Source organism: Magnetospirillum sp. SS-4 (assembly GCF_902729425.1).
In the GTDB taxonomy this organism is placed as follows: domain Bacteria; phylum Pseudomonadota; class Alphaproteobacteria; order Rhodospirillales; family Magnetospirillaceae; genus Phaeospirillum.
The window spans coordinates 13,659-35,586 of record NZ_CACVCH010000061.1; the positions used below are offsets into that span (position 1 = coordinate 13,659).

Consider the following 21,928-nt stretch of genomic DNA (forward strand, 5'->3'; position numbering starts at 1 on the left):
ATGTCGTAGCAAGTCCGGGAATTCAGGGCCGCCAACGCGCTCCGGCGAAGGCGCGGGCCAGCGCACCGGCCAGAGGCTTTGCAACAAGACCGGCATCGAAGGGAAGAGGGCGGGTTCGAGCGCCATCGGCCCGCCATCCCGCCGGATGGTGATGCAGCCAGCTATGGCGGTCACTCAGGCCCCAGCAATAGACCGACTTCACCGCCAGCTCGTCGAGCACCACGTCGAGGAAGCGCGATGCATGGTCGGCCACCACCCGATCCCGCCGTTCCGGATCTCCGGACACTTCGGCATCATTGACGTCCAGCTCGGTGATCAGAATATCCAGCCCCAAGCCGCCCACGTCCGAGAGAAACCTCCTCAGTTCGCCCTGATCGATCGGCTCGCTGCACCGGAGATGAGCCTGGATGCCCAGCCCGTCCATGGGAACACCACGGGAGAGCAACGTCTCCATCAATTTCAGCAGGGCATGACGCCGCTGTGCATGGGGCCCGGCGGCCGATTCGATGGCTGTCTCGTTGAGGATCAGCCGGGTATTGGGCGACGCGGCACGGGAGGCGGCAAAGGCGATGGTCACGGCTTCCAGTCCCAGGGCATCCACCCAAGGACCAGGGCGCAGACCGCCATCACCCAAGACCTCGTTGACCACATCCCAGCAGCGGATGAATCCCCCGTAGCGGCGCACCACCCGATCCACATGGTGGATGAGGACTTCCTCGGCCCGCTCCGGTGTATCGGACAGGATGCGCGCAAGCCAATCTGGCAGTGAATGCTGCCACAGCAAGGTATGGCCGCGAAGGGCCAGACCTCGCCCGCGCGCGAGGCCGGCAATGGCATCCAGTGGCGCGAAATTGAAAATATCCTGGCTCGGTCGCAGGGAAGCCCACTTGCCCTCGCCCTCGGGAACGATCCCGGCGCACTCCCGCGAGACCAATTCCATGAGATCGGCCTCGCCCAGATGGCGCGAGGAGATGGCGCAACCGAATTCGATCCCCTGCCGGGCGGCCAGGGATCGCAACGGCTCCGCCGCCCTGGCGAGAGGCGCTCCGGAGAGCGCCAGGGCTCCGGCCACGAAGGTGCGGCGGGACAGGCTCATGCCTCGGCGTATTGGGCTTGGATCGCCTTAACCGCATCCAGACGGCTTAGGAAAGCTCCCACCACTCCCGTGTCAAATTTGCGCCCCGCATTTTCCACGAGATAGTCGATTACGCGATCCAGGGGCCATGCAGGCTTATAAGGACGCGGGGAACTGATTGCGTCAAACACATCGGCAACCGCGACGATCCGAGCGGCCAGAGGGATCTCATCCTTGTGGAGCCTGTCAGGATAGCCCGTGCCATCCACGTTCTCGTGATGATGACGGACGATCTGGCGGAGCAGGGAAATATCCTCGCCCGAGCTATCATTCAATTGCCGTCCGATCTCATCAACCATATCCAGTCCGAACATCGGATGATTCTTCATGACGTCGAACTCCTCGGGCGTGTAGCGGCCCGGCTTGAGCAAAATCTGGTCGGAGATTGCGATCTTGCCGATGTCATGGAGCGGCGAAAACAGATGGACATGCTCGGTGAACGAGTCGGACAGCCCATGGCGGGGCGCCAGTGCTCCAGCAATTTCACGGGCGTAGAGCCCCATCCGGTTCAGGTGCGCCCCGGTGTCGTCATCACGGTGCCGGGCCAAGGTCCGAGCCAGCCCGACCAGAGACCGGATGCGGCGACTGCCGTCACGACGGCTGTGGGCTTCCGTCTCCACCAGGGCGGAATAGGGTTCGAGGTCGCGCAGGACACGGGGCGTAAAATAATGGGGCAGCACCGCATCGAACCATGCCACTCCCGACAGTTCCCCATGGCGGAAGACGGGAAAGGCGCCTCGCGACATTGCCCCTCTCTCACCATCACAACTCACCTCACCCGGGTAACGCCCCTTGATGATCTCGGTCAGGCCACCGCCGGAAACCTCCACCCAGGTCTCTCGGGCGTAGATGAAACCCAGCCGGGAGATGGACGGATTGTTCCGCCGCACCATGGCGAGGATGTCGTCGAAGCGCGTGTCGTGCGCCATATGATCATCCCAGGGCATGGCGGGCCTCCTTGATCTCGAAGTGACGGCTGTTCCAGTTCCAGGCATCGGCGACGATATCGTCCAAACCGCTGCGGATGGGCGCCCAGCCGAGAACCTTGTGGGCGCGGTCGCTGTTGCTGACCAGGGACGGCGGATCGCCGGGGCGCCGGTCGCGGACCAGCACGGGAACCTTCCGCCCGGAGACCTCTTCCACGGCCTTGATCACCTGGCGCACCGAATAGCCCCGCCCGGTTCCCAGATTGAGGGCTGTGGACCAGCCGCCATGCAGCAGCCTCCCGAGGGCCAGCACATGGGCGCGGGCCAGATCGGCCACATGGATGAAGTCGCGCACGCAGGTTCCGTCCGGAGTGTCATAATCCTTGCCGAACAGGGTAAAGGCGCTACGCCTCCCGACCGCCACCTCGATGGCTAGGGGTATCAGGTGGGTCTCGGGCTGGTGGGCCTCTCCCAGCTCCCCTTCGGGATCGGCGCCGGCGGCATTGAAATAGCGCAGCGCCGTCCAATTCAGACCCTTGGCGTGGGCGAGGTCGGTGATCATCTGTTCGACCATCAGCTTGCTGCGGCCATAGGGGCTGACCGGGGCCAGGGGATGGGTCTCGTCGGCGGGTGAACGCTCCAGCGTGCCGTAAACGGCGGCGGTACTGGAGAACACCAGGGGGATAGGGGCGGTGGCCATGATCGCCTCGAGCAGCGCCATGGTTCCCCTCACATTGACATCGTAGAACCGCATGGGCTCGGTGACCGAAAGACCGGCTTCGATCAATCCCGCGAAATGCAGAATCCCCACCGGATTGTGACGTCGGATAACCTCGATCAGACGATCCCGGTCGCGGATGTCGCCCACCTCCAGAGGTCCCCAGCGCACCGCCCAATCGTGACCGTTGGACAGATCGTCATAGGCGACGGGAAGCCAGCCGGCTTCGGAAAGCGCCTTGCAGGTGTGGCTGCCGATATAGCCGGCACCGCCGGTAACCAGAATGGTGGGGAGCATGGCCGAAACCCTCGCGAAAATGTGACTTCCGCTGATGAGTGCAAGAGCCGTGCACAAGATTTCAGGCCGGTTTTCCTCGAATCGCTTCGCAAAATGCGAAATCAGGCCGGCCCCATCGCAACGTGCGACGGATTACTCCCCTTTTCCCCTGGCATCCCTGGTGCAACGGAGTTTTCCGAAATTCGATCCGGAGATGACCCGTGAAAGCCCTGATCATCGACGACTCCCCGTCCTCCATCGCCTTGCTCGAGGCCCACCTGTCCCGCTGGGGTTACCAGGTGGAATCGGCGTCCAGCGGCGAGGATGCCTGGCGCATTCTCTCGGAAGGCGGAATCCGGCTGGTTCTGTGCGATTGGGAAATGCCTGGAATGGACGGGCCGACCCTGTGCCGGAAAATTCGATCCGCCGATCTTGGCCACTACGTCTACATGATCCTGTTCACCGGCCGCAGCCGCAGCGAGGATCTGGTGGACGGGCTGTCTGCCGGCGCCGACGACTTCGTGCGCAAGCCTTTGATTCCCGAGGAATTGCGCCTCCGCCTTGGCGCCGGAACCCGAATCCTGGCCTTGGAAGACAAGCTGGAAAGCCGCAATCTGGCGCTGGAGAAGGCCTTGTCCGATCTGGATGCAGGCTATGCCCGCCTGCGGGCCGATCTGAGCGCGGCGGCCCGGCTGCAGGCCAGCAACCTTCCCCCCGCCGATTTTCGTCTGGGCGAAGTGCGCTTCACGTCGCTGTACCGGCCGTCGCAATACGTGGCCGGCGACATGTTCAACTATGTCAGGCTGAACAGTACCCATACCGCCTTCTACATGATCGACGTGGCCGGACACGGGGTTCAGGCGGCGCTGCATGCCGTGGCTCTGCACCAATGGCTGACCCCGGATCATCTGGTGGATGCCGGCTGTGCGCCTCTCGACCCGGCCCAAGTTCTCGTCACCCTTAACCATCATTTCCAGGGGCATGACGAGGACACGCCTTACTTTACCATGATCTATGGGGTGCTGGAGGAGGCAAGCTTCGAGATCAGCCTCGGCATTGCCGGCCATCCCGCGCCGCTGTTGCTCGATGGCCGGGGGGGGCTGCATCCTGTCGGCGGTCCCGGCTATCCCGTCGGCCTGCTGCCCGACGCCACATGGGAAAGCGTCCATCTCTCGTTGCGGCGGGACCACGATACGCTGGTCCTTTACACCGATGGCCTCGCCGAGGCGCTGAACTGCCCCGGCGGCGATATCGCCGCCCAAATGGACTCACTGTCCCACGGCGATCCGGTGGCGCTGCGCCACGGGATCCTCGGCCTGCTCCAGCATCAGGCCGAACAGCACGACGACATATCCCTGGTCATCCTCAGCCATGAGAAGGAGGATAAATCATGACCGGCACAACCATTCCCGTATTCACCATACCATGGCCTCGGCTGGATCTGGCCCGCGTCGCCGCCCTGAAGGACGCCGTGCGCCCTCTGACGGTCGAGGGCCAAGATGGACTGATCATCGACATGAGCGGGGTCGATTTCCTCGATTCCAGCGGCCTCGGCGCCCTGGTCAGCCTGTCCCGGCAATTGGGCGGGAGGGGGAGAGTGGCCCTGAGCGGTGTCCGTGAGCCCGTGCTCAGCCTGCTCACCATGTCGCGCATGGATCAGGTCTTCGTTCTGGCATCAAATGTCCAGGCGGCCCGCAAGGTGCTGGGAGAAAAGTCATGACCCCGGCGCTGAGTGTCACCATCCCCGGAGACGCGGAAGGCATTTCCGCCATTTGCCGGGATATCAGGCTGGAGGTCGCCGGAAGGACAGACCCCGACATGGCGGCCCGGGTGGAGCTGGTCCTGGCCGAGGCCCTCAACAACGTTGTGGAGCATGGATACCAGGGGAGAAGCGAACACCCCATCCAGGTTGAATTGCATCTTGATTCTGCCGGAATTCGTCTGGTGGTGATCGACCATTCCCAACAGTCATTTTCCATTCCCACCCACGCATCCATGCCGGATTTCAACCCGGATGATCCCGACACATTCCCCGAGGGCGGCTTCGGACTGGCAATCATTTTGCAATGTACGGATCAGGTAACCACCGAGCGACATGGCGATGCCAATCACCTGATCCTCGAATTCAGAAAGACCGAGCCATGACCAGCGCCACCATTCCCATCGGGACCAACAGCCTGGACCGCACCAACACCCAAAAGATCTTCACCCACCTTACCCATTCGTTCGACCGGCTGGCGGCCCTGGGACACGCCCCCGAACAGGTGAGGGTGGACCTGGCCGGTCTGGGCTACATGGATGCCGCCGGCGGCCGCTGCCTCCTGGATTTCTGGGCCTATATCGCCCGGAGCAGCGAAACCGCCCTGTCCCTCAGCAATGTCTCTTCCGCCACCCGCCCGACCATCGAGCGCTGCAAGCTGGATCATCTGTTCACCCTGAATGGCTGAAACGTAGAAATCTACGCTGCAACAATGAATTCAACGTTCCGGCAGCGCTGGCGCATCCATGGGAGTCGGGGCGGATCACATTCAATGTGATGATAAAAAATTCACAGCTGGGCAAAAATGTGGTATGGCCTCCTTTAGTAGGTATTGACTTATACTAAAGGCGCATCGTGGCTCGGATAGGGAATGCAATAAGAATCCTACTGGTTGATGACAGCCCCGGGGATTCACGCCTTTTTGCAGAGGCCGCCCAAGCAGCCGGGTTCCAAGGAACCATACAATACGCCTTTGATGGAGTGACTGCGCTTGAACAACTGGATTCCCATGCGAATGATATTGACATAATTGTTTCGGATCTAAACATGCCGCGCATGAATGGATTTGAATTGCTAAGACATATAAAATCAAGGCCAGACACAAGAAAGATACCGGTGGTAATCTTATCAACAAGCCATCGACACAGTGACATTATAATGTGCACCGAAGCTGGCGCCGCCATATACCTAACGAAGCCACAGGATATTAAGGAGTACATCGACATAACAGATGGAATATTTTCATTTTATAACAATGTTGTATGCGGCGATGTATAGGCCTGTAGAACATATAAAGTTGTGCCGTTAAAATCTTCCTCCGTCGAATCTTTGTATGATGTATGGGCATGACGACAAGCCGCCATGCCCATCCCCCCATTACGAAACAACCTTCGTCGCCCATCCGCTAAGCTTGCGGCAAAAATTATGCGGAATCCCGTCCTCCTTCGGACTACTCACGCGGCCCAGCAGGAAGGGATCGGCAATCTCGGTAACGATGGCGGTCTCCGCAGCGATCAGACACCCCGGCGCCACGATGGCCCCACGCACATCGAGACCCGCCCCCACATAGGTTCCGGGCATCACGATGCTGTTCTCGATACGGGTGCCGGGCTCGATCACCGCTCCCTCGCCAATCACCACACGGCCAATCAGATGGCTGGAGGAGGCGATGCGGGTGAAGGCCCCCACATAGGCACGGCCCCGCAACAGGGACGAAGCCTCCACCCTTGACCCGCGGCCGGCGATCAGTTCATCGCCATCCTCATCGACAATGGCCCGCCCGTCTATGAGCAGTCCGCCGAAGCGACCGTCCAGAGCGTCCATATTGGCCTGATGGAAGGCCGAGAAGCCATCCACCAGCCGGCATTCCTCGTTCAGATGGATCTCCGCCATTCCGGAGACACCGGGGCGCCACAGATCGATTCCGCACTCCATCCCGTTGGCCACGGCACGCAGCCGTCCCTGGGATGCCTGGACGGCTTGATCCAGGAAGGCTCTCACCAGGGGTGGGCGGGCAATATCGGCCCGGACCACCAGCAGGGGATGGTCCGACCAGGTTTCATCGTCACGGCCCTCCACGACCCTGATCTCCAGCCCCCAGCGCCGCCCATCGCCCAGACAGCGGGCCGCGGCAGGGGTGAAGGAACCGGCCACCACCAGAACCTGCTTCAGCCCGGCCTGAGCAAGATCCTCGACGGCATGGACCAGCAGGGGCTTGCCCAGCAGGGGCAGCATCGCAACGCCGATGCCGTCGTTCAAGGGACTGAGGGAGGGATCGGCCTGATCGGCCAGAATGACTGCGGTGACGTCCATATTGCTCTCCATCACATGGCCCCCCGTCCGGTCAGGACAGCAGGCACGGTCTTCAGAAGGATGACGAGGTCGCGCCACAGCGAGCGGCTTTCCAGATACTCGACGTCGAGGGCAACCTGGCGGGGAAAAGGAATGTTCGAACGGCCGGACACCTGCCAGGTGCAGGTGATGCCGGGAACGCCATCCAGGCGGCGGCGGTCGCGCAGGCTGTACAGCGCGACCTCGCTGGGCAGCGGCGGGCGCGGCCCCACCAGCGACATGTCGCCGGTCACCACGTTCCAAAGCTGCGGCAACTCGTCGATGGAGGCCTTGCGGATGAAGCGGCCGACGCGTGTGATGCGCGGATCGTTCTTCATCTTGAACAGCACGCCCCCCTGCATCTCGTTGGCGGCCATCAGGGCCGCCTTGCGGGCTTCGGCGTCGATGTACATGCTGCGGAACTTCCACATGGTGAACAGCTTGCCGTGGAGACCAACCCGCTTTTGGCGGAACAGCACGGGGCCGGGGGATTCCAGACGGATCAGAGCCGCAACCGCCAGGAAGAACGGCATCAGCATCAGCAGCAAGGTTCCCGCAGCGGCGATGTCCAGCCCGCGCTTGGCCGCATGCCAGGCCCAGATACCGGCCCGCCAGAGGGCGGAACTGACCGCAAAGCGCAGCCGGTGCAGCATCAGGGCGAAGGGGCGGTCATAGCGACTGAGCAGGCGTTCACGCGCCCGTTCCTCGAAACGCCGGTCAAGGCGCTCCCTCGCCACCCTGGCGATGAACAGGGGATTGCCCAAAACGTAGCGCCGCCACATGCGGGCCGGCTCCTGGGCCAGACGCCAGCACCATTCCAGCCCGGTCCGGCGCATCCAGAGGGGGGCACGGGGAATACGGCCCGAATAGAAATCGAACAGGCCGCCGACGCCCATTACCAGGGCAGCGTCGATCCGCTGGCGGTTGGTGTCGATCCACATCTCCTGGCGGGGCGCTCCCATCCCAACCAGAACGATGTCGGCGCCGCTGCGGTTGATGTCGGCGCAAACACTTTCGTCCTGGTCAGGGCCGAAATAGCCGTGGCTGTTGCCGACGACCTTCAGGCCGGGGTAATGCCGGACCAGTTCCTGCGCGGCATAGCAGGCCACCGAGGGGGCGCCGCCCAGGAAGTATAGCCGCAACCCATTGGCGGCCGCCCGCTCGCACAGCAAGGGCAGCATGTCGGTCCCGTTGACGTTGTCGGGCTGTTCCAGGCCCAAGATGCGGCAGGCCAGCCGGATGCCGCTGCCGTCGGCGAAAACGCGGTCCGCGCGGGACAGAACACGCGAATAGCTGCGGTGCCGGTAGGCCAGATTGAGGCAATGGGCATTGACGAACTGCGCGGTGTGCCGTCCGCCCTGGGTGACCCGGCTCTCGATCCAGTCGAGGGCGCTCTCCATGCTCTCCCGGTCGATGCGGACGCCCAGTATTTCAAAGCCGGAAGGCTTGGCGGATTCGGAAACGGTATCGCGGGGCATGGGGACCTCCTGGGGGAATGGACTGCCCCTCCCAGCCGCAACCGTCATGCCAGCCCGAAACGCCGGAAAAGACGGATGACGTCGCAGCCTGCGTCCCATTTTGCAAAACCAGACCCTCGGATTCCCGATTCGCCCAGGATTTTTGGTCCGTTTCCTGGCCCGCCCCTTGCTCCTTATCCGGCATCGCAATTCCGGACAGGAGCGCCGGCATGATCCGCCTTACCTCGCCCAGCCGCTTCATCCGCAACATCGGATGGATCGGCATGACCGAAATGGTCAGCCGGGCCTCCCGTCTGATCACCGTCATCGTTCTGGCCCGCTTCCTGTCCACCGGAGATTACGGTCTTGCGGCCATCGCGCTCACCACCAATGAACTGGTCAAGGTCCTGACCAATACCGGCATCGGCCAGCGGATCATCCAGAGCGGCGACGAGCAACTGGGAGCCGTCTGCAATACCGCCTGGAAGATGAACTGGGTGGTCTGTATCGGCCTTTTCATCCTGCAATGCGCCATCGCCCCCATCATCGGCCTGGTCTATGACGATATGCGGCTGGCCTGGATGGTGGCGGCCATGGCCGGCGTCTATCTGATGATGCCCCTAGGACTGGTCCAGTGCTTCCTGGTCCAGCGGGAGTCACGCATGGGCGTGCTGGCCTTCGTCGCCACCGCCCAGATGACCATCGACAATATCCTGACCGCCATCCTGGCCGCCGGTGGCCTTGGCGCCTGGGCGGTGGTGCTGCCCAAGCTGCTGGTGGGACCGGTCTGGGTGGTGGGCATGGTCCGCGCCCGCAAATGGCGCTTCGACCCTGCCATGGGGGGAGCGGACTGGCGCGAAATACTGTCCTTCGGCCGTTCGGTGCTGGGCGTGGAAGTGCTGAAGACGCTTCGTCTTTACGCCGACCGCCTGATCATCGGCGCTGTGTTGGGCCTGGACGCGGTCGGTCTCTACTTCTTCGCCTTCTCCGCCGGTCTAGGCCTGTCGCTGTCCTTCGTCAACGCCTTCGGCATCGCCCTGTTCCCCCATCTCTGCGAGATCCGCGACGATGTGGCCGAATTGCGCCGCCGCTGGCTGAACGCCCTCAAGCTGGCGGCCAAGGTCGCCGTGCCGGTGATCCTGGCCCAGGCCGCCCTGTCCCCCTTCTACGTGCCCCTGATTTATGGTCAGCGCTGGGCCGAGGCGGTGCCGGTCCTGGCCCTGCTGTGCCTGTCCGCCATCCCGCGCCCCTTCGCCGAGGCCGCCGGCCAGTTGCTGCGCGCCCAGGGGCGTCCGGGGCTGGAACTGGGATGGAGCGTCGGTTTCACCGTGCTCTACCTGGCCGCCGTGACCGCGGCCCTGCCCTGGGGCATCCCCGGCATCGCCGTGGCGGTGTGCGCCGTCCACTGGCTGGTCCTGCCCGCCATGACCCTGTGGGTCGCCATCCGCATCCTTCCCCCATCCCTTCCTCTGGCCCAGGAGGCCGCAGAATGACGCACTCATCCCCCTATTTCAGCGTGGTGATGCCCGCCTACAACGCCATTGCCACTTTGGCCGAAGCCACAAGCTCGGTCATCGCTCAAACCGATCCCGACTGGGAACTGCTGATCGTCGATGACGGCTCCACCGATGCCACTTTCGAACTGGCCTGCCGTCTTGCCCTCGACGAGCCGCGCATCAAGGTGTTGACCAAGGCCAATGGCGGCGTCTCGGCAGCCCGCAATCACGGTGCCGCCCTGGCCTCGGGCAAGGTGATCGCCTTTCTCGACAGTGACGACGCCATGATGCCCGATGCCCTGGTCCGCCACCGCCGCCGCTTCGAATCCGATCCGGAACTGGCGGTCAGCTACGGACGGGTGGCGTTCTGTGATTTTCGCCTGGAACCCCTGGGCCGCTGTTCCGCCCACCCGCCGACAGAGCTGCATCCGGCCATGGCCTTGGGCGAGAATCCCGTTTGTACCGGCTCGAACCTGGTGGTGCGGAGCGACATCTTCGCCTGGACCGGTGGGTTCGATGAAACCCTGCGCCACGCCGAGGACCAGGAATGGCTGTTCCGGGCCTTGGCGTCCGGCGCAGGGACCATTTCTGGCATCGACCGGGTGCTGGTGCTCTACCGCGCCAGCCCCGGCGGCCTGCATGGTGACCTGGTGGCCATGGAAGCCGGGTGGGAAGCCATGATCGCCCGTGCCGCCCTGGCCGCGCCCGAGGCGGTCCGCCGGCATCACTCCCTGGCCAAGGCCCTGCATCTGCGCAGTCTGGCGCGGCGCGCCCTTCGGGTTCCGTCACAGGCCGGTCAGGCATTGCCCTTCATGCTGCGCGCCCTGGCCCACGCTCCCTCACTTCTGTGGCACTCGCGCCGCACCATCCAGACCCTGGCCGGCGCCCTGGCCGCCGCCCTGATTCCCACCCCAAAGGGGCGCGCCGTACTGGCCCGCCTGCTCGGTTGAACCGGAGGATACGATCATGAGCCCCAAGTTTTCTGTCGTCATGCCCTGCTACAACGTGGCGCCCTTCGTCGCCGAGGCCATCCATTCGGTGCTGCGCCAGAGTTTCCGCGATTTCGAGCTGATCATGGTGGATGACGGCTCCACCGACCAGACCGCCGCCATCTGCTCGCGCTTCCTCGGCCACAACGTCCATCTGGTGAGCCAGGAGAACCGGGGCCTTGCCGCCGCGCGCAATTCCGGCATCCGCGCCGCCAAGGGCGAATACATCGCTTTGCTCGATTCCGACGATCTGTGGCACCCCCGCAAGCTGGAGCACCATCTGGCCCTGCTCGAGGCCAATCCGGAACTGGGCATCAGCTTCGATCCCTCCACCTTCATGGACGACCGGGGCGCCCTGCTGGGCATCGTCCAGACTCCCCGGCTGATCGGCATCGAGGCCAGCCATGTTTTTACCCGTAATCCCATCGGCTGCGGCTCGGCCCCGGTGATCCGCCGCGCCGCCCTGGATGAGATCCAGACCGAGAACGTCAACGGCGCCTGCTGGTTCGATGAAAGCTTCCGCCAGTCCGAGGACATCGAAATGTGGGTGCGCCTGTCGCTGACCACATCGTGGCAGATCGCCGGGCTCGAGCAGTCCCTGACCTTCTACCGGGTTTCCGATCACGGCCTGTCCGCCAATGTTTCCAAGCAACTGGAAAGCTGGGAAAAGATGGTGGCGAAGACAGCCCTCTATGCCCCTGGCTTCATCGCCCAGTGGGGAGAACTGGCCAGGGCTTATCAGCTCCGCTATCTGGCGCGGCGCGCCGTGCGGTCGCGCGACGGTCATCTGGCCCTTCGCCTGCTTGGCCGCTCGCTCTCCGCCAACTGGTCCATCAGCCTGCGCGAGCCCAAGCGGACGCTGGCGACCCTGGGCGCCGCCTCCCTGCTCAGCCTGCTGCCGCGCCGGCTCTACGAGTTTGTCGAGCGCTGCGCCATGGGCGTGGCGTCCCTTCATCGGGGAGCCACATCATGAACCGCCCGTGCATCGCCCACATCATTGATGACCCCGCCGTCGGTGGCGTCACCCGCGTCATCGAGCGCATGGCCGTTTCAGCCCTCAGTCATCACTATGATTTCGAGACGGTGGTGATGGACAGCACGTCCTTCCGTCCACCTTTCCTCCATCATGACGCCATGGTGGTGCACTACACGTTGTCCTGGCGCAAATTACCCCATCTCGCCTTGTTGAAGGCGGCCAATCCCCATACACCGCTGATCCTGGCGGAGCATTCCTACAGCCAGGCGTTCGAGGACCTGCACGTGCCATCGAAGGCCCGTTACCACGCCATGCTGCGGCTGGCCTATGGCCTGGCCGATCATGTGGTCGCCAATTCTGAAGCCGTGGGCCAGTGGATGCTGCGCCATCGTCTGGTGGCCGAGGGCAAGCTGTCGGTCATTCGCCAAAGCTGGGACATCTCGGACCTGACCAGTCTGCCCCTGCCCATCCATGGCAAGGCACAGCCTCTGGTGGTCGGCGCCTATGGCCGTTTCTGCGGCCAGAAGGGGTTTGAACATCTGATCCGTGCCATGGCTCTTCTCTCTCCCCAAGAAGCGATTCTGCGTCTGGGCGGCATGGGGCCGGATGAAAACAAACTGCGTCAACTGGCCGACGGTCTGGGAAACGTGACGTTCTGCGGACAGGTCAAGGACCTTGCCGGGTTTCTGTCCGGATGCAATGTGGTCGCCATTCCCTCCATGTTCGAGCCTTTCGGGCTGGTTTGCCTGGAAGCCAAGGCCGCCGGTCGCCCGGTGATCGCCTCGGCGGTAGACGGGCTGGTGGAGCAGGTTTCCGGAAACGGCCTTCTGGTTCCCCCCGCCGCCCCCCATGCCCTGGCGGATGCCATCCGCCAAATGGCCCGGCGGGATCTGGGCAAGATGGGGGCCATTGGGCGGCAGGATGCTCGCGGCAGTTGGGACCGCTTCATGCAGCAGTGGACCCATCTCTACAGCAAGCTTCTCCCCCAGATGCCTCTCTCGCTAAGGGAGCCTCATGAACTGGCCCGATAGATCACGAGGGCTGCTCCGCCAGGGCCTGAGGTCGAGGCAATCCTGAGGGCATGAGGATCTGGATGAGGGTTCCACTTCCTGGCTGGCTGTCGATGGAGAACGTGCCGCCCATGGCCCCGACCAGATACATGCTGAGGGGCAGCCCAATTCCCCGCCCCTCGGTCCGGCGGGCGACATTGGGGTCGGGCTGGCCGAACAGCGTCAGGGCCATGGCCAGTTGCTCGGCATCCATGCCCACCCCGCTGTCACTGATCTCGAACAGAACCTGCCCGCCACCCGATGCCCTGGCCGTCATCGAGATGCGGCCTCCATCCGGAGTGAATTTAACCGCATTGCTCAGAAGGTTGGTCAGCACCTGAACCAGCCGTCGCCGATCCGCAATCATCATCAATTCAGCCGGATCACAGAGGGTTTCGATGCGTAGATCCTTTTGCCTGGCCCTGGGGCCGGTCATTGTCAGTGCTGCCGCAAGAAGTTCGGCAACATTGACCGGCTCGGGGTTGGAATTGAATTTCCCAAGCTCGATGGATGAAATGTCGAGGACATCCTCGACCAAATGCAGGAGATGAATCCCCGCCTGATTGATATCTCGGATGTATTCCAGGACTTTTGCATTCTGGATCGGACCGAAAGCCCCAAGGGAAACGGCCTCTGAATAGCCGATGATGGCATTCAACGGAGTCCGGAATTCATGGCTCATGCTGGCCAGGAACAGGGTCCGTTCCCGGTTGGTGGCTTCCGAGCGTTCCAGGGCCAACGTCACTATTTCGCTTTTCCGCTGACGCCGGATCGCCTGCAATGCCAGGATCAGGATCACTGCCGAACAGATGGCGACAAACAGCGCACGATAGATGCTGCTTTGAACCCATCTGGCCATGACATCGGTCATGGGGCGCGCGGCATTCACGATCAGCGAGGTTCCCTCCACATTGCCGAAAACGATGGCCCGCCTGACCCCGTCGACAATCGAGACTCCGACAATCTGGGTGATGGGCTTGCCCGATTGAAGATGGGTCTTGAAGGGGGCGCCGGCACCGCTGGTTCCGATGAGCGCCTCCATCCCCGGCTGACGGTTGAGAATATCGCCATATTGATTGAACAAGGTGGCATTGCCGTTCCCCTCGGGAACGATATTGCGGATGATCTCGTCAAAAAAGTTCGGGCTTAACCCTGCCGCCGCGATACCCCTGAACGAGCTATCGGGAGCCAAATCCGGAATCGAGCATGCGATACTGAGGTCGCCGAAACTGGTTTTATAGGGCCTGGAGGCGTAGAGGCCATGACCATATCTTCTCTCCCGATGCACCTTAAAGTAGTCTCGCTCCGAAGAATCGAAGTCTTTGAGACCAGGCGTTGCGGAATGTTCGACCCTGCCGCTGCCATTGACATAGACAAGGGATCGGACACCCGGATCCATCTCCTTCAGCCTTGATGCCAGCACATCGTCGAGCAGGGCCAGGTCATCGAGCTTATCGGAACGATGATCCCGAACCGTTTCATTGAGATTGAAGGCCACATCCCTCAGCAGGACGTTGATCTGGGCCGATGCAATCCGGACATTGGACGTCAGCAAGCGAAATTCGTTGTCCAAAGTCTGGTTGTACTCGTCGTAGGCGGACCAGCTTTGCCCAAAGGCCAACAGCACGACAGCGCCGATGGGAACCAACCACCCCCCCACCCCACTTCGCTGCCTCTGCTTTGTCACGGCCGCCATGTCTTCCCCCGAAATGGAACAAACAGCGCCGCGACCCCAGGCGATGAGGGCGTCAATGACTTAATATGTATGTCGCTAGTATGTTGTTGTGCCGTTTGGGTTTTCAAGTCCGCATTCACGGATGCCTACATCCATCCTGCCAACCGGATCATGCCGTTCAGGCCCACCTCGCCCAGATTGCGCACGTCGTTGAACATCACCGCCAACTGGGCGGTAAAGGCGAAGAAGGCGGGATAGAACAGGGATGGCGCCCCGGCCTCGGCCCCTCGCGCCAGACGATGAAAGGTCTCCGCCAGTGCCGGGCAGAACGCCAGCCAGACGGCAAATGCGCCAACCATCATTCCGGCCAGGACGTCGGACAGATAATGGTAGCCGAGATAGAGCCGGGGGGCGCAAATGGCCAGCAGCGCCCAGGCCAGGGCCAGTGAGCCGGCCCGCCGCGACCAGCGGAACCAGCCGAAGGCGAAGGCGGCGAAGACTCCGGCGTGATCGCTGGGAAAGCTGCTCAGACCGCACAACCCCTCCACATTCACTCCACGGACCAGGGGGAGGTCCAGGGCCAGATTGTGCAAGGGACGCGGATTGAAGGGACCGGACATCTGCAATCCCCGCGACAGCACGATGGCAAGGGTGACGCCAAGGATGAGGGAGACCACGAAGCGGCGGCTCTCGTCCCTGGGCTCGCGGTACCAGCACCACCACAGGCCCAGGACCATGGGCATGCCCTTGAGGAAATGAGCGTCGGCCAGCCAGAGGATCAAGGTATCCAGCAATGGGCGGCTACCAACCGAGGCGGTGATCAGATGGGAAAACCAGGGATCGAAGGGAAACATCCACTCCTCCTTCAGATCGGGCGCTTGAGTGCGGTTCCCACCGCGATCAGGCCCGGCCAGAACAGGTAGGAGAGAATCTCGAGGTTCTCCCCGAAGGTGTAGAAAATCAGGACCATGATCACCATCAGCGCCGAGCGTACGGTCTTGTCCCGCTGGGACCGCCACAGCAGAAGGAGCACGGTGAAGGCCAGGGGCACGGCCAGGGCGGCCAGCCCGACCGCGCCCTTGACGAACAACAGGCCGTACCAGGTGTGGTGAGAGCCGATGGGCATGTACTCGACCAGGTGAGGACCGCGCTCCACCACGCCGTGACCAAAGATCGGGGCCTCGCTCTGCCAGCGGTTCAGCGCGATCCGGGCCAGGGCTTCGCGCACCCGCGAGGAATCGGCCCGCGCCGAGCGGAAGGCGCTGAAGGTATCCTCGACCATTTCCATGACCGGCGGTCCCAGCAAGGCAACGGTGGGAGCGAGGGCCGACAGGGCGAACGCCGTCAGCGGACGCAGCAGGTTGAAACAGGCCACGGCGATCAGCGGCCCGACCAGAAGAACCACCAGGGCCAGCCGCGACTTGGTGAAGAGAGCGACCAGAATGGCGGCGGCGATCAGCCAGATGGCCCGGCGGCGGCTGGAGCAATCCAGCGCCAGGGCGGCATGGATGCAGGCGATGAAGCCTGCCGCCGGCGCCCAGGGCGAAAAGAAGTGCCAGCGCGGCTGATGGTTCGAGGGATCGATGCTGAAGAAATTGAAGGCGAAGTATTCCGGTCCCGGCCCGCCGACCACGCTGATGGGCGAGATATAGACCCGGCCCGGCAGCCCCACGTAATAGGCCGCCACGAAGATGGGCAGCAACAGCACCGTCTGCTTGGCCAGCCCCGCCACCGAGTCGGCCAGAACCTCGCGGCGGATATCCAGCAGGGAGGCCGCCAGGATGAATACCGCCAGCAGCGCCCAGCCCTTGGCCCAGCCGATGGAGGATTTGAGGATCAACGCGGTCGGCAGGCCGAAATCCACATGGCCGGCCACCAGGGCCACTTCCATGACCAGCATGCCGAACACCCACAGCCACACCACCCAGCCGACCCGGCGCCAACGCTCCGGCTCGCGCCGGGCCTTGAGAACGCCCATGATCAGCAGGACCCAGCCGAGCACCGGACCGACCACGTACAGCGCGCCCAGGGCATAGAACACCCAGGTGAGGCTGAGAACGCGGCTGATCAGGCGTTCTTCAGGAGTCCATTGATGAACGGCTGTCTGATCCATAGCAGGGCCAATCCGATGAGGAAGAAGATGCTGCCGAACACCGCCCCGGCCAGGGTCAGGATGGTGCTGGGCGACGAACGGCGCTCGGGGAGGGTGGGCAGTTCGAAGGTCTGGATCATGGGATAGGACGAAAAGTGATCGGTCTTACCCGTATCGATGCGGGCCAGGGCGGTGCGGAAAACCGCCTCGGCCAGTTGCAGATCCCGCATCAGGTCTTCCAGGATGGCGGCGTCATGGGATTTGGAGACTACCCGCTCGCGCAAGGTAGCGATGCGGCTTTCCAGCTCCTGGGCCTGGCGGCCATAACCGGCGGCTTCGGACCCGACCGAGACCAGACGCTGTAACAGGTCGGCCTGATTGCGGCCGGCATCCGCTTCCAGGTACTTGAGCAGCTTGTCGTCGATGCGGCCGATCAGCTGGCGTGCGCGCTTGCGCATATCAGCCTGGGCGGCATCACGTTGGCCGCGCGCCGCCATCACCTCGGGATGCTCGTTGCCCCATTTGGTCAGATTGGCCGACAGCTTCTGGGTCGCCTCGGCGTAGGAGCCAAGCAAGCCCCGGAACACCGGGTCCGATTGGAGCGCCAGGGCATCGGCGGCGCCGCTGGCGGAGATTCCCAGGCTGGTCATGAGCTGGGATGCCTCGCCATCCTTTTGCTGGCGCATGGCGGCGACTTCGGTCGCCTGCTTGGCCAGTTGCTCGATGATCTCGATCAACTGACTGTACTGGTCCATGGTGACCAGTCCGGATGACGCCTGATGGGCCAGGATACGGGCGCGGATCTGCTCGAGATTCTTCTGAAATCCCTTGATCATGATCCGGTAATTGGTATCGCGCTGGTCGGATTCGTCGCCGCGCAGACGTTCAAGTTCATCCTGGAACACCGAAAGCAGGGTGGCGAGGCGCAGTTGGGCCTCGGCTGCCGATGGCCCCGTCATCTGGACCGAGATCAGCTGAGTCTGGTCGATGACCTTGGCGCGCGGCTTGGCCAGCTGGGTCTTCTCCACATCCAGAATGTCCGCGGTGACGGTCAATACCTGACGGCTTTCCAGGATTTCCTTGTAGTTCACCATGGGGCTGAGGCCCGAAGCGCCGAAGGGAGACGCCGTATTGCTGGACGCCTGTCCGATGCGTTCGAGGTTCACCGCCATGGTGCCGCCAGCCGACGGCAGAACCAAGGTTGCCTCGCTGGTGAATTGCCGGGGCCAAAAGGCCAGAACCAGAAGGCTGAACAGCCAGATACCGCCCAACCCGCAACCGGCAACCATGCCGTAGCGCCGCTTGCGCCCCTCGATACTGCCGTGCCAGGTCAGCACCTTGCGCATCAGCTCCCGCCAGTCGGGCAGCTTGAAGCGGGGCAATTCCTCCACCGGAGCCATGGGATCGACGGGAGGCTGGGACATGACTATTTCCCTCCGCCCGACGGTGTTTTGAAGATGCCCACATGCTGCATCAGGCCAAGCACGGCCACGGGCGCCAGGAAGTCCATCATGGCACGGGCCACGTCCCGGAAGGTGGCGAAACCACCCTCATAGCAAGCGATGCCGTCATTGGGCAGAAGGTAGGGGTTGAAGTCGTCACGGTTGGGCTCGCGCACCAGATCCTCGATGGAGCGCTGCACCGCCTCACTTTTGCCGGTAGCCGGATTGGTGGTGACCAGCACCGCCACCCGATCCGCATTGGTGATCGGATTGCCGCCGACGCAGTTGGACGAGATCAGCGCCTGGAGCAGCCGGGTCCCGTAAGGAAAACTGGAGCTGTCCTTACCCACCGCCGATAAGGAGTTGCTGTAAGCGGGCGTGGTCAGATTGGAGAGGTAGACACGCACACCGGGCGGGCTGATGGAGGACGGCTTCATCAGCTCCTCCTGGAAGCAGCCTCGCGACGGCACGGTAATCCGGTCGCCCGCCACCAGCGGCAGATCAAAGCCGGTATCGCCGGTCAGGGCGCCACGCATGTCGAGGACGATGGGCTTGCCGGCTCGCTCGACCGTCACCTGGGCCAGGTTCGCGTCGGGACGGACGCCACCGGCATTCCTGAGCGCGCTCGACAGGGTGCGGCCGGGGGCGTAATCGCCGCTATTGGTGCCTTCGGGGCGGCTGCGCTCATCGGCCTTGCGTTCATTGATCACCAATTGCCCCGGCTGGAACACCGCACCCGCCACCCATATCTGGGCCGGAGCCCATTGCACCGGCTGAACCGCCACGCGGACGAAGGAGGCCCGAAACAGCTTGGCGCCCACCAGACGATCGGCGATGACGCCCTCCAATCGGGCGGCCGGAATGCCCGCCGCCTGGATCGGTGACAGGAAGGGCAGCTTCAAGGTGCCGTCGGCGTCGATGACGTGCAGGCCGGTGAAGTTCTCACCCTGAGGCACGTTGACCTTGACCGTGTCGCCCGGCGACAGAGGCAGGCCGTCGCGCTCGAAATGGGGGGCGGCCTTGCTGGCGGGAAGCGGATCACGGCAGACGAGATCGGCCTTAGCCTTGGCATCGGGCTCGACCCATTGCGGCATGTAGGCTTCGCCATTGACCTTGATCGGCCCCTGAACCGAGCAGGCCGACAGCGAGCAGGCCGCCGCCATCACGCCCGCTATTGTCCGCTTTGCCCGATTGCGTGCCATGATCTTCTCCTCCGCCTCAGGACCACAGAGCCGGGATGTCGGCTTCGGAGCCGGCGATGGGGAACACGGTCTGGAGGCGGGTCAGTTCGATCAGCCCCCGCACCTGGGGTTGGGGGGCCAGCAGGGCGACATCACCCCCCTTGGCCTTGGCCGCCTTGAGCGCGGAAACCATGGCACCGAGGCCACTGGAATCCATGAACTCCACGGTTCGCAAATCGATGATCAGATGGGAACCGCCGCCATCCAGCGCTTGGCGGACCTGCTGGCGGATGGCATCCACATTGGCCAGGGTTACACGGGGCGGAAAGCTGACGGTTTGGATTGCGGTGTTGTTGACCATGACGGCCTCCCAAGAGAATGAATTGTCCTGCTTGGGATAGCGCAAGGCTCATGCCAGGGATTTCAGGGCGTCGCGGGCATATTCCCGCGCCGAATTCGCAATATGCATCGCAGGCTGAAGCAATTCGCCACTGAAAAAATCCCACAGATGGCGATCGGGGAAGATGTCGATTCCCGCCATGGACTTGAGCAGGTAGGCCGCCAGAAGCCCGATGACGGTCAGGACCGAGAAGCTCATGAAGCCCGCCACTCCCAGAGTGGCGCCGGTACCGGCGTGGAAACTCAGCCGCCGCCGGCGAGCCAGGGTCTTCATCACCTTGTGGCGACGATCCGGCCCTGCAAGCAGGACAACGTAATAGCGCTGAAAAAACAGCGAAACCTGGGCCCGCAGGTCAATGCTGTGGCGCTGGCGGTTCATCCGGGTGAGAGATGAGACCAGGGCATTAATCTGCGTCTCGGTGAAGCTTGCCCGGATGTCCGGTCCCAGGCTCTCGAACAGCGCCTTGCAGAACGGGTCCGCCTCGAAAGGCGCCTCGGGCGCATTGTCGTTCACATCACCCGTCATGGCCAGTCTCCGGTCACTTGCAAAACGCAATGACCGGCGCAAAAGCCGTGCCGGTTGGGATCAGCCGGTTTCGCCGGCTTCCCAGGATTGCTTTTTGCGATAGATGGTCGAAGGGCTGACCTCGAGATAGGCGGCAGCCTTGGGGATGTTGCCGCCGCATTCGGCGATGGCCGCCTCGATGATTTCCTTCTCCTGCCGCCACAAGGGCCGCAACACGTCGCGGGCAGGCGCCGCGACCGCGACCGCGACCGCCTCGACATCGGCGGTTGGCGGAATTGAAGACGGTGCGGGCGGAAGCGGGCTTGCCTTCGCCTGGGGTGCGCCGGCATTGACCAGGAGCGGCAGCATCTCGGGCAGAATTTCGGCGCCGTCGTGCAGCACCACCGAGTTGCGGATGACGTTTTCCAATTGCCGGACGTTGCCGGGCCAGGAATAGGCGATCAGGGCCTGACGGACGGCGGAAGACAGAGACTTGAACCCCTTGCCCTCCTCCTTGGCGAAACGCTTGAGGAAGAATTCGGCCAGTTCCAGCACGTCGCCCTCGCGGTCACGGAGCGGCGGCATGGTCATGGGAATGACGTGCAGGCGGTAATAGAGATCCTCGCGGAAACGCCCGGCGCGGACTTCCTCCAGGGGATCGCGGTTGGTGGCGCACAGGAAGCGCACGTCGGCCTCTTCCGGCTTGTTTGCTCCCACCTTCTGGAAGGTGCCGGTCTGGATGAAACGCAGCAGCTTGCTTTGCAGGCTGATGTCCATCTCGCAGATCTCGTCCAGAAACAGCGTTCCGCCGCGCGCCTGGGCAGCCGCGCCGTCGCGATCCGAGGTGGCGCCGGTGAAGGCGCCCTTCACATGGCCGAAGATCTCGCTTTCGATCAGATCCTTGGGAATGGCCGCGCAATTCAGCGCGACAAAGGGCCGCTTCGCCCTTGGACTTTGGCAGTGAATGGCTTCGGCGCACAATTCCTTGCCGGTCCCCGATTCCCCCGTGATGAACACAGAGGCCCGGCTGGGCGCCGCCGATTCGATGATGCGATACACCGCCTGCATGGCCAGGGACGAACCGATAATGCCCTGAAAGCCACGGCGGTCGATCTGTTCGCGATAGGTGGTGACGATCTCTTCAAGGCGGCCCCGTTCCAGGGCGTTGCGCACAGTCACCAGCAGGCGGTCACCGGCAAAGGGCTTGACCAGGAAGTCATAAGCCCCCAGCCGCATGGCGGCGATGGCCACCTGGATGGACCCCTGGGCGGTCACCACGATGGTGGTGGTGGGAATCCCCTGCTCGGCGATCTGCTTCAGGATATCCATGCCGTTCATGTCCGGCAGGCCCAGATCCAACAGCAGCACGGCGGGCGGGGCCGAGGAAATGATCTCCCACGCCTTGGTCCCGGTATCGACCACCCGCACATCCCAATCACCGGAGCGCAGATACTCCGTGTAGGTGTAGGAGAGCGCTGGCGAGTCTTCGACGATCAGAATGGCTGGGCGTGCTGACATTAAG

Annotated in this window: 22 protein-coding genes; 9 read left to right on the forward strand and 13 right to left on the reverse strand. The window is 63.2% G+C overall.

What is annotated here, in order from left to right; translation table 11 throughout:
- Positions 1 to 22 precede the first annotated feature (22 nt).
- The 3 genes from MTBSS4_RS11045 to galE are packed head-to-tail and all read right to left on the reverse strand — an operon-like array spanning position 23 to position 3,076.
- A complete protein-coding gene (locus MTBSS4_RS11045) occupies positions 23 to 1,096 on the reverse strand; it encodes an endo-1,4-beta-xylanase (RefSeq protein WP_173983462.1) in 1,074 nt (357 codons plus the stop codon).
- Positions 1,093 to 2,082 carry an HD-GYP domain-containing protein gene (locus tag MTBSS4_RS11050; RefSeq protein ID WP_173983463.1) on the reverse strand — a complete coding sequence of 330 codons (990 nt, stop codon included), beginning with the start codon at positions 2,080 to 2,082 and terminating at the stop codon, positions 1,093 to 1,095. The genes MTBSS4_RS11045 and MTBSS4_RS11050 overlap by 4 nt, the downstream gene beginning before the upstream one ends.
- Positions 2,069 to 3,076, reverse strand: a complete 1,008-nt coding sequence (galE, locus tag MTBSS4_RS11055) for a UDP-glucose 4-epimerase GalE (RefSeq protein WP_173983464.1) — start codon at positions 3,074 to 3,076, stop codon at positions 2,069 to 2,071. Before galE ends, MTBSS4_RS11050 begins: the two co-directional genes overlap by 14 nt.
- 200 nt (positions 3,077 to 3,276) lie before the next feature.
- Here galE and MTBSS4_RS11060 point away from each other — a divergent pair, with 200 nt between their 5' ends.
- The 5 genes from MTBSS4_RS11060 (at position 3,277) to MTBSS4_RS22785 (ending at position 6,092) form a co-directional block, all read left to right on the forward strand.
- On the forward strand, positions 3,277 to 4,449 hold the full coding sequence (locus MTBSS4_RS11060) for a PP2C family protein-serine/threonine phosphatase (protein ID WP_173983465.1): 1,173 nt from the start codon (positions 3,277 to 3,279) through the stop codon (positions 4,447 to 4,449).
- On the forward strand, positions 4,446 to 4,775 hold the full coding sequence (locus tag MTBSS4_RS11065; RefSeq protein WP_173983466.1) for an STAS domain-containing protein: 330 nt from the start codon (positions 4,446 to 4,448) through the stop codon (positions 4,773 to 4,775). Before MTBSS4_RS11060 ends, MTBSS4_RS11065 begins: the two co-directional genes overlap by 4 nt.
- Positions 4,772 to 5,200: an ATP-binding protein gene (locus MTBSS4_RS11070; protein ID WP_173983467.1), complete on the forward strand. Its 429-nt coding sequence runs from the start codon at positions 4,772 to 4,774 to the stop codon at positions 5,198 to 5,200. The genes MTBSS4_RS11065 and MTBSS4_RS11070 overlap by 4 nt, the downstream gene beginning before the upstream one ends.
- Positions 5,197 to 5,502 carry an STAS domain-containing protein gene (locus tag MTBSS4_RS11075; protein ID WP_173983468.1) on the forward strand — a complete coding sequence of 102 codons (306 nt, stop codon included), beginning with the start codon at positions 5,197 to 5,199 and terminating at the stop codon, positions 5,500 to 5,502. Before MTBSS4_RS11070 ends, MTBSS4_RS11075 begins: the two co-directional genes overlap by 4 nt.
- Positions 5,503 to 5,669: 167 nt before the next feature.
- The gene (locus tag MTBSS4_RS22785; protein WP_173983469.1) at positions 5,670 to 6,092 is read left to right on the forward strand and encodes a response regulator; all 423 of its coding nucleotides are present in this window, start codon (positions 5,670 to 5,672) and stop codon (positions 6,090 to 6,092) included.
- 99 nt (positions 6,093 to 6,191) lie between these two features.
- Here MTBSS4_RS22785 and MTBSS4_RS11085 read toward each other — a convergent pair whose 3' ends face one another.
- Positions 6,192 to 7,127, reverse strand: coding sequence for an NDP-sugar synthase (locus tag MTBSS4_RS11085; protein WP_173983470.1), 936 nt, complete (start codon positions 7,125 to 7,127; stop codon positions 6,192 to 6,194).
- A gap of 11 nt (positions 7,128 to 7,138) precedes the next feature.
- On the reverse strand, positions 7,139 to 8,623 hold the full coding sequence (locus tag MTBSS4_RS11090) for a WecB/TagA/CpsF family glycosyltransferase (RefSeq protein WP_173983471.1): 1,485 nt from the start codon (positions 8,621 to 8,623) through the stop codon (positions 7,139 to 7,141).
- Between the two features lie 209 nt (positions 8,624 to 8,832).
- Here MTBSS4_RS11090 and MTBSS4_RS11095 point away from each other — a divergent pair, with 209 nt between their 5' ends.
- The 4 genes from MTBSS4_RS11095 to MTBSS4_RS11110 are packed head-to-tail and all read left to right on the forward strand — an operon-like array spanning position 8,833 to position 13,094.
- Entirely contained in the window at positions 8,833 to 10,095 is a 1,263-nt protein-coding gene (locus tag MTBSS4_RS11095; RefSeq protein WP_173983472.1) for a lipopolysaccharide biosynthesis protein, read from the forward strand.
- The gene (locus MTBSS4_RS11100; RefSeq protein ID WP_173983473.1) at positions 10,092 to 11,048 is read left to right on the forward strand and encodes a glycosyltransferase family A protein; all 957 of its coding nucleotides are present in this window, start codon (positions 10,092 to 10,094) and stop codon (positions 11,046 to 11,048) included. Before MTBSS4_RS11095 ends, MTBSS4_RS11100 begins: the two co-directional genes overlap by 4 nt.
- A gap of 16 nt (positions 11,049 to 11,064) precedes the next feature.
- The gene (locus MTBSS4_RS11105; protein WP_173983474.1) at positions 11,065 to 12,060 is read left to right on the forward strand and encodes a glycosyltransferase family 2 protein; all 996 of its coding nucleotides are present in this window, start codon (positions 11,065 to 11,067) and stop codon (positions 12,058 to 12,060) included.
- The gene (locus MTBSS4_RS11110) at positions 12,057 to 13,094 is read left to right on the forward strand and encodes a glycosyltransferase family 4 protein (protein WP_173983475.1); all 1,038 of its coding nucleotides are present in this window, start codon (positions 12,057 to 12,059) and stop codon (positions 13,092 to 13,094) included. Before MTBSS4_RS11105 ends, MTBSS4_RS11110 begins: the two co-directional genes overlap by 4 nt.
- Position 13,095: 1 nt before the next feature.
- Here MTBSS4_RS11110 and MTBSS4_RS11115 read toward each other — a convergent pair whose 3' ends face one another.
- The 8 genes from MTBSS4_RS11115 to MTBSS4_RS11150 all read right to left on the reverse strand — a co-directional run bounded on the left by MTBSS4_RS11115 (position 13,096) and on the right by MTBSS4_RS11150 (position 21,924).
- A complete protein-coding gene (locus tag MTBSS4_RS11115) occupies positions 13,096 to 14,760 on the reverse strand; it encodes an ATP-binding protein (protein ID WP_173983476.1) in 1,665 nt (554 codons plus the stop codon).
- A gap of 173 nt (positions 14,761 to 14,933) precedes the next feature.
- Positions 14,934 to 15,641: a phosphatase PAP2 family protein gene (locus tag MTBSS4_RS11120; RefSeq protein WP_173983477.1), complete on the reverse strand. Its 708-nt coding sequence runs from the start codon at positions 15,639 to 15,641 to the stop codon at positions 14,934 to 14,936.
- Positions 15,642 to 15,652: 11 nt separating this feature from the next.
- Positions 15,653 to 16,900, reverse strand: a complete 1,248-nt coding sequence (locus MTBSS4_RS11125; RefSeq protein WP_173983478.1) for an O-antigen ligase domain-containing protein — start codon at positions 16,898 to 16,900, stop codon at positions 15,653 to 15,655.
- Positions 16,855 to 18,303: a hypothetical protein gene (locus tag MTBSS4_RS11130; RefSeq protein WP_173983479.1), complete on the reverse strand. Its 1,449-nt coding sequence runs from the start codon at positions 18,301 to 18,303 to the stop codon at positions 16,855 to 16,857. Before MTBSS4_RS11130 ends, MTBSS4_RS11125 begins: the two co-directional genes overlap by 46 nt.
- A gap of 2 nt (positions 18,304 to 18,305) precedes the next feature.
- Positions 18,306 to 19,523 (reverse strand): polysaccharide biosynthesis/export family protein, encoded by a 1,218-nt coding sequence (locus MTBSS4_RS11135; RefSeq protein WP_173983480.1) that lies wholly within the window; start codon positions 19,521 to 19,523, stop codon positions 18,306 to 18,308.
- 16 nt (positions 19,524 to 19,539) lie between these two features.
- Positions 19,540 to 19,863 (reverse strand): STAS domain-containing protein, encoded by a 324-nt coding sequence (locus MTBSS4_RS11140; RefSeq protein ID WP_173983481.1) that lies wholly within the window; start codon positions 19,861 to 19,863, stop codon positions 19,540 to 19,542.
- Between the two features lie 48 nt (positions 19,864 to 19,911).
- Positions 19,912 to 20,427 carry a 3-phosphoshikimate 1-carboxyvinyltransferase gene (locus tag MTBSS4_RS11145; RefSeq protein ID WP_173983482.1) on the reverse strand — a complete coding sequence of 172 codons (516 nt, stop codon included), beginning with the start codon at positions 20,425 to 20,427 and terminating at the stop codon, positions 19,912 to 19,914.
- A gap of 60 nt (positions 20,428 to 20,487) precedes the next feature.
- Positions 20,488 to 21,924: a sigma-54 dependent transcriptional regulator gene (locus tag MTBSS4_RS11150; RefSeq protein ID WP_173983483.1), complete on the reverse strand. Its 1,437-nt coding sequence runs from the start codon at positions 21,922 to 21,924 to the stop codon at positions 20,488 to 20,490.
- Between the last annotated feature and the right edge of the window lie 4 nt (positions 21,925 to 21,928).